At 62.7% G+C, this 12,758-nt stretch carries 11 protein-coding genes; 3 read left to right on the top strand and 8 right to left on the bottom strand.

Annotated elements, in window-relative coordinates:
• Positions 1-19 precede the first annotated feature (19 nt).
• The 5 genes from ABD837_RS10210 to ABD837_RS10230 form a co-directional block, all read right to left on the bottom strand.
• Positions 20-1,597 carry a hypothetical protein gene (locus tag ABD837_RS10210; RefSeq protein WP_345053693.1) on the bottom strand — a complete coding sequence of 526 codons (1,578 nt, stop codon included), beginning with the start codon at positions 1,595-1,597 and terminating at the stop codon, positions 20-22.
• A gap of 48 nt (positions 1,598-1,645) precedes the next feature.
• The gene (locus tag ABD837_RS10215) at positions 1,646-3,241 is read right to left on the bottom strand and encodes a hypothetical protein (protein WP_345053695.1); all 1,596 of its coding nucleotides are present in this window, start codon (positions 3,239-3,241) and stop codon (positions 1,646-1,648) included.
• A 401-nt stretch (positions 3,242-3,642) separates the two neighbouring features.
• The gene (locus ABD837_RS10220) at positions 3,643-4,728 is read right to left on the bottom strand and encodes a tetratricopeptide repeat protein (protein ID WP_345053698.1); all 1,086 of its coding nucleotides are present in this window, start codon (positions 4,726-4,728) and stop codon (positions 3,643-3,645) included.
• 395 nt (positions 4,729-5,123) lie between these two features.
• Positions 5,124-5,588 carry a hypothetical protein gene (locus tag ABD837_RS10225; protein WP_345053700.1) on the bottom strand — a complete coding sequence of 155 codons (465 nt, stop codon included), beginning with the start codon at positions 5,586-5,588 and terminating at the stop codon, positions 5,124-5,126.
• Entirely contained in the window at positions 5,588-6,388 is an 801-nt protein-coding gene (locus tag ABD837_RS10230) for a PhzF family phenazine biosynthesis protein (RefSeq protein WP_345053702.1), read from the bottom strand. Before ABD837_RS10230 ends, ABD837_RS10225 begins: the two co-directional genes overlap by 1 nt.
• A gap of 207 nt (positions 6,389-6,595) precedes the next feature.
• Between ABD837_RS10230 and ABD837_RS10235 the strand changes: the two genes are divergently transcribed.
• Positions 6,596-7,168 (top strand): RNA polymerase sigma factor, encoded by a 573-nt coding sequence (locus ABD837_RS10235; RefSeq protein ID WP_345053705.1) that lies wholly within the window; start codon positions 6,596-6,598, stop codon positions 7,166-7,168.
• Positions 7,165-8,853, top strand: a complete 1,689-nt coding sequence (locus ABD837_RS10240) for a porin family protein (protein ID WP_345053707.1) — start codon at positions 7,165-7,167, stop codon at positions 8,851-8,853. Before ABD837_RS10235 ends, ABD837_RS10240 begins: the two co-directional genes overlap by 4 nt.
• A 44-nt stretch (positions 8,854-8,897) precedes the next feature.
• Here the strand turns inward: ABD837_RS10240 and hutI are convergent, their stop codons facing one another.
• Both hutI and ABD837_RS10250 read right to left on the bottom strand, forming a co-directional pair.
• A complete protein-coding gene (hutI, locus tag ABD837_RS10245) occupies positions 8,898-10,169 on the bottom strand; it encodes an imidazolonepropionase (protein ID WP_345053710.1) in 1,272 nt (423 codons plus the stop codon).
• Positions 10,170-10,284: 115 nt separating this feature from the next.
• Positions 10,285-11,400, bottom strand: a complete 1,116-nt coding sequence (locus ABD837_RS10250) for a spore photoproduct lyase family protein (protein ID WP_345053712.1) — start codon at positions 11,398-11,400, stop codon at positions 10,285-10,287.
• A gap of 170 nt (positions 11,401-11,570) precedes the next feature.
• On the opposite strand from ABD837_RS10250, the gene ABD837_RS10255 reads away from it, so the two are divergent.
• On the top strand, positions 11,571-12,089 hold the full coding sequence (locus ABD837_RS10255) for a 2'-5' RNA ligase family protein (RefSeq protein ID WP_345053714.1): 519 nt from the start codon (positions 11,571-11,573) through the stop codon (positions 12,087-12,089).
• A gap of 42 nt (positions 12,090-12,131) precedes the next feature.
• Here the strand turns inward: ABD837_RS10255 and ABD837_RS10260 are convergent, their stop codons facing one another.
• Entirely contained in the window at positions 12,132-12,620 is a 489-nt protein-coding gene (locus ABD837_RS10260; protein WP_345053717.1) for a BLUF domain-containing protein, read from the bottom strand.
• Positions 12,621-12,758: the final 138 nt, after the last annotated feature.

The raw sequence follows: 12,758 nt of genomic DNA on the forward strand, positions 1-12,758 counted from the left end.
TTTTACACTTTAGTAAGCCTTACTTCAGCGGCTGGGTTTTGATGCGCAGCATTTTGCGGCTCGGCTCGTAGCGATACACCAGCAACTGGCCGGGTGGGCCTACCACAAAGTTGAGCAGTTGGTCGGATTGGTAGGTGGCCAATACCGGGGCCTGGGCACCGTTTACGGCAGTATAGGCGGCTTCCACGCCCGCGTTCATCTTTTGCTGCAAGTTGTTGAGGCGGCCCAGCATCCGGTCCATGCCGGGGGTGCTGGCCATCGGCTTTTCGGTGGTGTAGGCTGGCAGGTCAGGCAGCTTGTCCAGAGCAGTGCTGGCCCGGGCGGCCGAGCGGGCGGGCGTTTCGGCCAGTACCGTGGCGTACGCATATTGCTGGGCGCTTTCTACGCCGGAATACACCAGCATGGGCTCGCCCTGCCGGCCCGTTACGTCGCGGTAGCGGCTGAGGCGCAGCTCATCCGCCCCCGGGGCTGTTTTAAATGTGCGCGCCACCGGGTAGAGGCTGCCCAGGGTGCCGGCGGCGGTGTAGTTCAGCACGACAAAAGAACCCGGCTGGCCATTCAGACCATACTCGCCTACCAGTTTGGCATCGGTGCCCGTGGTGCTGAGCAGTTCGTGGACATTGAACGACGCCTTGCCCTGATACAGGTGGCGGCCCAGGTCGGGGTCGCCGAGGCGCGCGCCGAGCTCAGCCCAGGGCGTGAGCACGGGCGGTATGGCCTGGCCGTCGGGCCGGTAATACGTCAGAAAAACGCCCAGCACGCTATCGCGGCGGGGGGCCTGGGGCCGGGCGTAGAGGCCCGAGGCCGCGACGCGGCCATCGGCCAGGGCCAACAGTTGCGCGGGCTGGAGCACGATTTGGGGGGTGCGCACCGGCGTGCGCGACAGCACTTTGCCCGTGGCACGGTCCAGGCACAGCACCGACACGTCGGTGATGTTGCGCTGCTCGGTCGTGTTGGGTTTAATAATGTAGGAATCGGCCAGTACCAACGTCACCAAGTTGTTGCTCACGGCCACCTGCAGGGGCTGGTGCTGGCGCAGGTCGGTGGGGAAGTACATGCGCGACCACTGGGTTTTCAGGTCCTTGCCGAGCATGGTGACGGCATAGCCGGCCGTGTCGCGCCGAAATGACTGCACCACGCAAAAGCCCTCGGCGGGCGTCATGGCCAGCAGGGGTGGCCCGGTGGGCATGCGCTTGCGGTCAGGAGCCGCCGTAAGGTCGCGTCGCAGCTGGGTTCCGGTTTGGGGGTTGAAGGTGTAGAGCGCCAGGCTGGCCGCGCTCTGGTTGTGGTAGGGCAGCGCAAACGTGGACTTGCCCTGCAGCGGCGGCAGTGGCGCGGCCCCGAGCGGAATGTTGAGCGCGTAGCGATAACGGGTTTTCAGGGAGGGGTCGAGCAGACGCATGGCGTACACGTCCTGGCCATCTTCGCCGGCTTCGCTGCGGTAAAGCACAGCATAGCCCTGGTCGCCGGTGGGCAGCACCAGGGGCAGTTCTGGCACGCCGGGTATTTCCTGCACCTGCTGGGCGTGGGCCGCGGCGGGCAGCAGCGCCAGTACGAGGAAGCCGAAGCCCAGCACTCGGTTGCGGGTAGTTTTCATGGATATGCGCACAAATCAGCGTAATACAGTCTTAAAAAAATATCCTGCCTACTCAACCGGCACGTCGAGCACCTGCAAGTGCAGGGCCGACTTCGCCGGGTCGAAGTGCGAATACACAAACTTGCCCGGCGCGTGCGGCAGCACCTCATCGTAGAAAAACTCCCCGGGGGGCGTCTGGAAGGTGGGGGCAAAGCTGAGCGTCGTCAACTCGCCCCGGTCGGGGCCGGCGGGCACGGCCGGCTGGCCCAGGTAGCGGCGCGTAAAAATATTGTCGCGCACATCGGTTGCCGGCTTCAGCGTATTGACGTAGAGCAGGTTCTGATGCCAGTTCAGAAATACTACCTGAGGCAGCTTGGCCGGGTCGGGCTGGTACAAAAAGCGGTACGAATACACCAGCTTGTCGGTGAACTCGCGCGGCACGGGGCCCGCGCTGTGGTCTTCATATATCTTATAGGGCTTGGGAATCCGTCGCACGGCCTCCAGCTTGCCCTGGGTCGTGAGGTCGAGCACCACAAAGTCCAGCACGTCGCGCCGGGGCGGACCGGGGCCAGCGGCCCCGCCCGGCCCGGGAGCCCGGGTGCCGCCCGCCGCACTGTACAGCGGGTCGGTGAAGAAGAACATCTTGTACGTTTCGCCCACCAGCGCATAGCCGCCGCCCGGCCGGGGCAGCAGCGCGTGCAGCTTCAGGCCCGGGTAGTCGCCGACGGTGTAGGGCTGAATAGTGGAATGGGTGTTGAGCTTGCCCGCCAGTTCGGTGGCAAAACTTAGGCGCGACAGGTAGTCGGGGGTGCCCTCGGGGGCCAGGCTAAGCACGAAGTAGCCATCGGTAGGCGTCGCGTTTTCCACCTTCACAGGCGCGCTAAGCACCGATTTGGGCACGTTGCCGTAGTAACCGGCCAATATCAGGTGGCCGGCTTTATCGAGACTGGCCAGGTTGGGCACCAGCAGGTTGGGGGCTCCCAAACCGAGCAGTTCTTTGCGGCTGGTTTCGTTGCCGGTCAGGCCATCCAGGCACACCACTTCGTAGCTGGCCTTGGTGTTGTCCAGCACCGCATAGGCGTGGGTGGCATCGGCCTGAAACTGGTGCACGTTGTACTTGCCTTTTTCGGGCAGGTATTCCTTCTGCCAGCGCTTGGCCGTGAGGTCGGAGCCGTAGCGCGCCACCACAAAGCCAAGTTTGCCGGGGTCGATGGGGTACGTAATGTAAAAGTCGCCGCCCCCGGCCGGCTCCATCGCCGCCAACCCAAAATAGTCGCCCGTGCCCGGGAAACGCGCTTCCTGCACCTGCTTACCCGTGGCATCGAGCTTCAACAGCAGGCCTTCCTTACCGGTAAAAAAGTAGAAATACGTGAACTCCCCCACCACGCGGGTGGCCTGCAGGTTCCAGTTGCGGCCCAGGCGCACCTCAGTCGTGGCCTTTTTCTGCAGGTCGCGCCCGTAGATTTCAAGCTGAAACAGGTCGTAGGTGCTGCCTTGCCGCAGCATGTAGTACACCTGCCCTTCCACCGTCTTGAAACCCCGGTACACGGAAGCATCCAGGCCCGTGAGGGTAACATCCTGCGCGGCGCCGGGCCGCCCGGCCAGCAGCACGCCGGCCAGCAAAAGCCCGCGTAGCAGGAAGAATCGGGTGAAAGGTGGCGACATAAAAAATTAAAAGAAGGAGAACCCAATGAAGTCGGGCAAAAAAAAGCGCGGGATATCCAGCACAATTACAAGCAGTCAAATATAGGGCGCCTTCTAGCGAATGCGCTGATAATTAGTCAAGTATTTTGCAATTGGGCCCGGGCTTGTACTTCCCGCCAGTGCGGCCGGTGCCACAGCCAGCCTGCTTGAGCCCCCGTAACGCGCAGCATTGAAAAAGGTGCGCGACGACTTTTGCCTTTGAAATCGGTTCCGTTTACCGGCTCAATAGTCGACCGCTCGGCACTCCTGACATCTGGCCCGTAGCCAAACGCCAGGGCGTGAAGCCTCCTTTGCTTGGCTCACCAGCAGGCGTAGGGGTATCAACTGCTTATCAGACAATTGTATTCTTGACAATTAGCAAGCTATTTCACCGGCTTGGGCCACACGTAATTTTTCGACCACTCCTGAAACACGGCTACCTCGTTGGGGTGCGCTGCCAGCCACTGCTGCACCTCGGGTGCGTCGGTTTGGGAAGCGTGCGCTAAGTAGCTGAAGGCGGGCACAAAGCCCTTCTGCTGCATCTCGACGAAGTAGGGCACGTAGTAATTCCAGGTAAAGCCCTTTTGCTTGTCGGCTAGCTCGCCCAGCCCTTTGCAAAGCGAATCGAACTGGCGCACGAAGCGCTCGGTGGCATTGGCGGGCGGCGGCACGTCTTTATTGAGGGACTTATCCAGCATCGCCGCACTCGAAAGGGAAAGCAGCATTTCGGCCGGGCCGAAATTATCGGGGCCGTTGTCTTTGCCATTAGCGCCCGAAAGCGCCGCACTGGAAATATTAATGGTCACGGCATTTTCGCCGGTGCGGGAAACGCCCAGGCTCATGGCCTTGTCGAGCATGGGCAGGCGCTGGGCCGCCCGGGCCCCGCGCGGCTCCAGCACCAAAAAGCGGCTCAGGGCCAGCAGGCCCGGAATGCGGGTGCCGCTGCTAAGCTGCATCACGCCCATGCTCATGTGCGAACTGGCGTGGTTGGGGTTCAGCGCCACGGCTTGCTGGAAGCTGCCGATGCTGGCCGGCACCTGCCCGTTGCGGGCCTGCGCGATGCCCGTGTTAAAATAGAGGGAGTACGAGTCGGGGAAATATTTGAGCCCCTGCTCATAAACCCGCACGGCATCTTTGGGCTGCTTCAGGCCATCAAGGCTGTTGCCGTAGGTCACGTACACGCTCTGGCCCACGCGAGGGTCGGCCTTGATGAGCTTTTTGCAAATGGCAGCCGCCTCGGCGTTGCGGTTGAGGGCGTTGTAGGTGAGCGCCAGTTCGCTGAGGGCAGTGCTGTTGGCAGGCTCGGCGGCCAGCACCTGCTGGTAGCGCGCCGCGGCCTCGTCGTACTTGCCGGCATCGTAGAGGCGGATGCCTTCGTCGATGAGCTCTCGGGCGGGGCGCGGGGCTATTTGGGCGAAAACAGCGGGTGTCAGGCCGAGGCTTAGCAACAAGAGTAACGCGTTTTTCATAAACACTGATTTGGGTAGAAAATCGAAGTAACGAAGTGGCGAGCGTCTTTCGTACGCAGCGCGGCAGTTGCTAACGTCCAGCCACATTGGCGCTCTAGCTACCGGCAAGCTCACTACGAGGCGGCCCCAGAAATCTCAGAATGCGTGCTTGGTTTTGTCAACTCGTTGGTCAGCAGCATTCGTAGAAGTGTGAATATTTTCTGCTCCTTTTCTGCTTCGCTGCTAAAGGCACCATTCATTATAATTTACCGCAGTGAGGCTGTGGTTACCGCGTAGCCGCCAATGTCGACCCGGCTGCCGTCGCGCAGGTGGCACCAGAGGTCGCTGAATATAACCTGGTTTATTCCGTGCTTTTTTTTGCAACAGGTTCTCCGAAGATAGGTAGTCCAATTACCTTATATCCTCCCCGGAGAAGCGGCATCACTTTCGGCGAAGCATTTCGCCTCAATCACGATTGGTTTTCCGATTGGTTTTAAGCTCAACAAATCCTCATCTTCCCGCAGCTCTTTTAAAAACCCGGCTTCGCTGCTCCCAGTCCCCAGTATAACCCATGGATAACCGTACTCAGTATGTAGATAAAACACTGTTATCATCACTCCACCCGAGGCCTTCATCAATTCTTCACCGACGGGTAGGTCCTGTAGTTCCCCAATCAGTTCGAACGCTGCTCGCTCACCTATTCCCATCGTAGCAGCCACATGATTCAGTAAGGCTTCGCGTCGGGTTTGCTCAGCCTGATAAGCGAGGTCGTCTTGCGTTTGCGAATAATTCGGGAAAGGCGGGCGTACCGTCCGCAGCAGCACGAAATGTTCAGTTCCGCGGTTGCGATAGAGGCTGAAAATGGTCAGTTCACTGCCCATTATCCCAACAGCAGTTCGCCCGCCGCATACGTCACCGCGTAGCCGCCAATGTCGACCCGGCCGCCGTCGCGCAGGCGGCACCAGAGGTCGCCGCCGCGGGGTGAAATCTGACGGGCGCGCAGCTCAGTTTTGCCCAGCTTTTCGGCCCAGAATGGAATGAGCGAGCTGTGAGCTGAACCCGTAACCGGGTCTTCCGGCACGCCGACGCGGGGCGCGAAAAAGCGCGAGACAAAATCAATCCCATTAGAGCCCGGCGCGGTGGCAATAACGCCCACATACTCCAGAGCCGCGATGCGAGCGAAATTCGGATTCAGGGCCAGCACTTCGGCTTCGGAGTTGAACACAACCAGCAAGTCGCGGGCCGCCAGCACCCGCAACGGCGTGGCCCCAATGGCATCGGTGAGGCCCGTGGGATGCACGGTCAATTCCTGGGGCGGGCGCGAAGGAAAATCGAGCACGAGGCGGCCGCTGGCTTCGCGGGCCACCCGCAGTGGCCCACTCTGGCTGTGGAAGGTAACCTGCTCGCCGGCAAAGCCCAGGTGCTGAAACAGCACGTGCGCGGCGGCAAGCGTGGCGTGGCCGCAGAGGTCGATTTCGACGGTTGGCGTGAACCAGCGCAGGTCGAACTCGGCCGAAGTGCCGGCGCGGGGCACGAAAAAGGCGGTTTCGGCCAAGCTGTTTTCGGCGGCAATTTGCTGCATGAGCGCGGCGGGCAGCGGGGTTTCGAGGGGGCACACACCCGCGGGGTTACCGGCAAAGGGCGTTTGGGCGAAGGCGTCGACGTGGAAGTAGCGGAGCACGGCTGCGGAGGGTTTTGACGGTTGGGCTGAATTGATTGGGCAGGCAAGAATACGGCGCGGCGCGCTGATGCGCAGCAACTGCGCGGGACAAGAGTTGCGCGGCTGATTTTAAAATACTTTTACGCCCGCGCAACCCAACGCGTACCCCACCGGTCAGGGGTGCACAAGGCGGGTTGGTACCGTTCGCCTTTTATCCTTTCCTGCTGCATGCCGCCTCCCGTTACCACGGTCGACGAAGCTTTGCTGGCCGCGTGCCGGCGGGGCGATTCGGCCGCGCAACACCAGCTTTACCGCCTGCTGGCCTACCGGCTAATGGGGGTGTGCCTCCGCTATTGCCCCAACCGAACCGAAGCCGAAGACGCCCTGCAAAACACCTTCGTTAAAATTTTCACCCGCCTCGACCAGTACCGCGGCCAGGGACCGTTCGAAGCCTGGGCGCGCCGCATTGCCGTGACAACTTCGCTGCACGCCGTGGAGCAGCACCGCCTGCGCCACCCCGGCCCCGCCGGCGACACCCTCGACGAGCTGGCCGCCGACCTGCCCACCGCCGAACCCTCGGCTCTCGACCAACTCGCTGTGGACGACCTGCTAGCCCTGCTGGCCACGTTGCCGCCCGGCTACCGCACGGTGCTCAACCTTTATGCCGTGGAGGGCTACTCACACCAGGAAATCAGTGAGTTACTGGGCATTGCTGAGGGCACCTCGAAATCGCAGCTGGCCCGGGCCCGCCGGCTGCTTGAAACCCGCCTGGCGACCCAGCATTCGCCCCAATTGCCATGACCGACCGCAAACCCGACGACTTATTCGATGCCCTGCGCGACCGCCTGGCCGACTACGGCCAGGAGCCGCCTGCACCGCTGTGGGGCAATATTCGGGCGCAACTGCCGCCGCCGGTGGCCGCCCCCCAGTTGCGGCACCAGGCGCGCCACCGGATGCTGGCCGCATTGGCTTTGCTGCTACTCGTTGGCCTCAGCACTTGGCAGGGGTTGCGGCTGGGCGGCCAGCAAGCAGAGCGAGAGCAGCCTGGCAGCCTGGCAACGCAGGCGTCCGGCACACAGCCAGCACCTGCGGGGAGCACCCGCGCCGAATCGAATGCAGCAGAGCCGTCTAGTACAGTCTCGGCCCCCGGTGGCACAGTTCAGCAAGCTGCTGATGGGCTAACGCACTCAGCGGTAGCAACTGCTGAAGCTGGCGATAATGGCTCATTAAATACGCCAGCGGCAGACGATACGGCAACCAAACCGGCGGTAGCAATAGCCTCGACACGGAGCTTGCCGGACGCTACGAGCTCCACGGTTGCATTGCGCCCTGAGAGATTGGCTATAACCCGCGCCACCAAGCGAAGGAATGGTATAGCGGGACGCGCAGCCAGCAGGTTTGGTGTGGACGCCAGCATATTGGCTTCCCGGTCCTCGGCAGCATCGGCTTTGGCAGTTACCCGGCCCGTCGTCGATGTCCCTAACAATTCTTCGAAGGCAGTGCGGCTTTCTACCGATGCCCGCAACAGCCCCAGCCGGGAAAGCTCTGCCCGCGCCACTTCCCAACTAACTGGCCGGGTTTCTGGTGAGCAGCAGCCGGACGAAATAGTAGCCCAAACGCAGGTCGAAGCGGCTCGACCTACGCCCCAATCAACTGCCACAGCTGCTCGCGCGACCTGGCAGCCGACGATGCTGCGGGTGGTGCCTTTGCTGCTTCAGTCTTCTACACCTCCGGCGCTGTTGGCTCGGGCTGATTCCCTGCCTCCCCTGCCGGTGGTAGCTGTTCGGCGTTGGGCAGTGCAGGCGCTGGCTGGCTCGGCGCTCACCTCGCGCACGCTGTACTCAGGCGGCCTCGCCTATGCGCCGATGCCATCCTCCAGCCCATCGCCTACTTATATCAACAATCGCACGGTATGGAGCAGTGGCTCCGCCGCCGACGAGCAAGCCACCACTGGCTTCGCAGCTGAAATGCAACTGCAACGGCAGCTAACTGGGCGCTGGAGCCTGGGCACGGGCCTGGGTTACCACGTGTTCGCCGCCGACCAAGCGGTAATCGTGCACGTAACGTATGGCTCGCCCACCGCCAGTAACTTTTACCCCGATTCAGTGGGCAAGATGCATGTGCGCAACACCTACCAGTTTCTGACATTGCCGCTGCGCATTGGCTACCAGCTGGGTGCCGGGCACGCGCACCTGCGCTATGGCCTGAGGGCGGGGGCCGACGTGGCGTTTTACCTGGGTGGCCGCAGTACCGAGGGCAGCACCAGCCGCACTTATGGCCCTACTGGCAGCCCCTACCGCCCCCTAAGCCTGGCCCTGAGCCTGGGGGCGGAAGTCCGCTACCAACTGGCTCCGGGCTGGGAACTGCTGGCCCAGCCCACGCTCACGCACTTTGTAACGTCGGTGGCGCGGCCATCGTCGGGTTACGTGGCGCGCTATCCGCTGGCCGCTACCGCACTGGTAGGCGTGGCTTACTGGCTGCGGTAGCGGCCAGCGGGCAGGTGGTGAATTCGTTACTATCCTTCCTGCGGCTATTGCAGCGCGCCGGCAATTACCACGTCACGCACCGGGTTTTCGCCCAACCAGTACGGAATTTCGGCTACACTGCCCAGGTCCAGCACCAGCACATCGGCGCGCTTGCCGGGTTCGAGGCTGCCGCAATCAGCCGCGCGGCCAATGGCCCAGGCGGCGTTGAGGGTAGCGGCGGCGACGGCTTCCTTGGGCGTGAGGCCCATTTTGAGGCAGGCCACCGACAGGGCCAGCCACAGGTTTTTGCTGGGGCAGGAACCCGGGTTGAAATCGGTGCTCACGGCCACGGGCAGGCCATTATCGATGAATTCGCGGCCGGGCGCGTACTTCTCCTGGCGCAAAAAAAGTGGCACCAGTGGCAGCAGCACGGCCACGGTCTGCCCCTGGGTTTGCTGCGCAATGCGGGCAGCCGCGGCCGGCGTGAGGTAGTCGCAATGGTCGACACTGGTGGCACCCAACGCAGCGGCCATCTCGCAGCCGCCGAGGTCGTGCAGCTGCTCGGCATGGATTTTCAGGCCGAAGCCCATTTTGTGGGCCTGCTCGAGGTAGTAGCGCGACACATCGAGCGGGAAGGCGCCTTCCTCACAAAAAATATCAACAAAAGCCGCTTCGCCCTTTAAATCCGAGAGCACGTCGTGCAGGATAAAATCGACGTAGGCCTGCGGGCCGGCAGCCTTGAACTCGGGCGGCACCACGTGGGCGCCCAAGAAGGTGGGCACCACCCGCACGGGCTGCTGCCGGCCGGCTTGGCGCGCCACGCGCACGAGGCGCTGCTCGGTGTCGCGGTCGAGGCCGTAGCCGCTTTTGGCCTCCACGGTCGTCACGCCGTAGCGCCGGAAACCGTCGAGGTGGTACAGGGCATTTTCCAGAAGCTCGGCTTCGGAGGCGGCGCGGGTGGCGCGCACGGTGCTCAGAATGCCGCCGCCGCTGGCCAGGATGTCGAGGTAGCTTTCGCCACGCAGCTTGCGCTCGAACTCGTGGGCGCGGTTGCCGCCGAATACGAGATGGGTGTGGCATTCCACCAAACCGGGCAGCACCACGCGGCCGGTGGCGTCAATTATTCGGGTTTCAGGCCCAAGGCAGGCCTGGTCAAGCTCGCTCATGGGGCCCACCGCCACAATGGTTTCGCCAACGCAGGCCACGTAGCCGTTTTCGGTGATGCACCAGCTACTCAGCTCAGAACCGGCCAAGGGTTTATTGGAGGCCCCACCAGCCAGGGTTAGCACTTGGGCAGCATTCTGGATGAGCAGGGAATACAGGACGACTTCGGACATGAGCGCGGAAGGAATTAAAAATTAAAAATGAAGAATTAAAAATCAGCAGAAGCACCGACCAGTTTTTGGTCACTGCTCCCACGCATTTCTACTTCTTCATTTTCAATTCGTTCCCTTACGTCCAGTACTGAACCGGAGCGTTTGGAAAGCGGCGCTGCCATTCAGCATAGAACCACGCTTTCATGGCCCGCATTTGCTCGGGCTGGTACACGTACTTGAGGCCGCCAAACTTGTTGCGTTTCACCGCGCGGCCTTCCTCGGCCAGGTCGAGGCTGGTGTTGGGGTACCACTGCAGCAGCACGTCCTTCGAGCCGGGCGTGAAGCGATGGGTGATGAACTCCACGGTAAGGTCACAGTTGAAATCCAGGGCCTGCTGCAGGCGGTCCAAAAGCTCGGTGTAGTGTTGTTGCCAGTCGGGAATGGGCATGATGGGCGCCAGTACCACGCCCACCGGGTAGCCGCCCCCACCCTGGGCCACCGGCCGGGCCAACCGGCGCAGGGCCTGCACCCGGGCCTCGACCGAAGCCGTACCGCCCTCTAGCCGCCGGGCCACGGGCTCGGCATTGAGGGAAAAGCGGGCCCGCGTGCGGCCGTGGTGCGGCAGGCCCAGCAGCGAGTCGGTGTGGTCGTACTTGCTCACGAAACGTAGCTGCGCGCCTTCGCGGGTACCAAAGTGGCGCACAGCTGCGGCCAGGCTACCCGTGAGGTGCTCGATGCCCAGCACGTCGGTGTAGCAGCTGGCCTCGAAGCTCACCACGCGGCCGGCTTGCTCGTAGGTCGCGGTGTTGGCCAGCAGCTGGGGCAGGTTGGCAAAGGCCTTCACCACGGGCGGGCCACTAAGCGAACCGGCCAGGTAGCAGTACTGGCAGTGCGCAGGGCAGCCCTCGGCCAGGTTCAGCTGCCAGTCGGCCGAGGGCGGCGTGGGCTGCAGGCGCAAGGCACCGGCAGGGGCCTTCACCACGGCCAGGGTGTTTTTGGCGGTGCGGTAGGTGGCGCGCACGTCATCGCCCTGGCGCAGGCCGGTGAGGCGGTTGCTTTTCAGCAGCTCCACTTCCAGGTTGTGGGCAGTTACGCGGGCCAGGATTTGCTGGCCGAAGGGTTCGTCCAGGGCATCGGGCGTGAACACCACCCGTTGGGGCAGCCACAGCTTGGCCGAGTGGGTGCGCGGCAACACAGGTACAAGAGGAGCCGGCGCATCGGGCAGGGCTACGGAGGAAGCGGCAAACAGCATATTGACCGGGTTATGAGGGACTCTTTGCCAACGTTTTTCATGCCGAATTGAGTCCCGAAAACCTGTCAGAAACCAGCAATAAGGCGGTTTTATTTAGCTAAAATTGCGCTGCCAACGGGACGGAGCCAGCCACTTCTGCGTATGCGCTCTGGTCCTGTTTTCCCCGTTCCATGTCCGACGTTGCCCCTGCTCCGCTCATCCTCACCCTGGCGCTCGACGCGCCGGCCCAAACCTATTTCGACGCCCTGCGGCAACGGCACTTTCCACCCGCCATCAACTACCTGGCGGCGCACCTCACGCTCTTTCATCACCTGCCGGGTGCCGAGCGAGCAGCGATAGAAGGGCATTTGCGGGCCGTGGCTCAGGCCCTGCCGCCGTTGCCGCTGCGCGTGGCAGGCCTGCGTTCGCTGGGCCGGGGTGTAGCGTTCACGCTCGAAAACGACGAGCTGCGCGCCCTGCACCGCCGGCTGCAAACCGATTTCGCCCCCTACCTCACTCCGCAGGACCAGCAGAAGCTCCAGCCGCACATCACCATTCAAAATAAAGTCGACCCTGCTGCTGCCCGCCAGTTGCTGGCTGAAATGCAGGTCGATTTCGTCCCGTTTGAAGCCGTGGGCACGGGGCTACATCTCTGGGCGTACCGGGGCGGGCCCTGGGAAAGCCTGGCCGAGCTACCGTTTAGAAAGTGAATGGATGTTCTGACTGCAAAAACGACTCAGCTGGTGTCGCCTTTAGGCGTACTGCGAGCGTTGTGGGCGGCTGGTGGCCTGGTCGCCCGGCTGGGCCAGCACCTGCGGGCAATGCAGTTCCACGAATTCCAGCAGCAAATCGGCGATGATTTCCTGCTCGTCGTACCCCTGCGGGAACAACGCGCGCCGGTGCGCCGGGTCGAGATAGGCAATGAGGCGGTCCAGGGCCGTTAGTTCAACCTCAGCAAAGCCCAGGCGGGCGGGCAGAAACAGCGGCCCACCTGCCGCTGCTGCATCAATGGTGCGCACCGCTTGGTGGCGCGGGTCGGCGGCAATGCGCGCGTACAGTTCGGCTACGGCTGCCTCCGGCCCTTCGAGCACCTCCAGAAACTGGGAGCCGGCCCGCAGCAGCAGCCCGCCAATGCCTTCGCTGTAGTTGTAGATGCGGGCCTGCAGGAGCAGCCGGTCGAATTCGGCCAGGCCAAACGGTCGGGCGGCCGTGCTGGCGTAAATAATGCGGTAAGTTTCCATAGGTAGAAGGGCGGTAGAAGGACAGTTCTTGTGCGGCGGGGGCTGCCGGGTAGTGGCGCGCCGCAGCTCGTGGGCAGGCCCGCAAGCAATTCATTTTCCTACGTAAAAACCCGTAGGCTGGCTGCGAAGCAAATTACT

It is taken from the genome of Hymenobacter glaciei, from assembly GCF_039539585.1.
Taxonomy (GTDB): Bacteria; Bacteroidota; Bacteroidia; order Cytophagales; family Hymenobacteraceae; genus Hymenobacter; species Hymenobacter glaciei.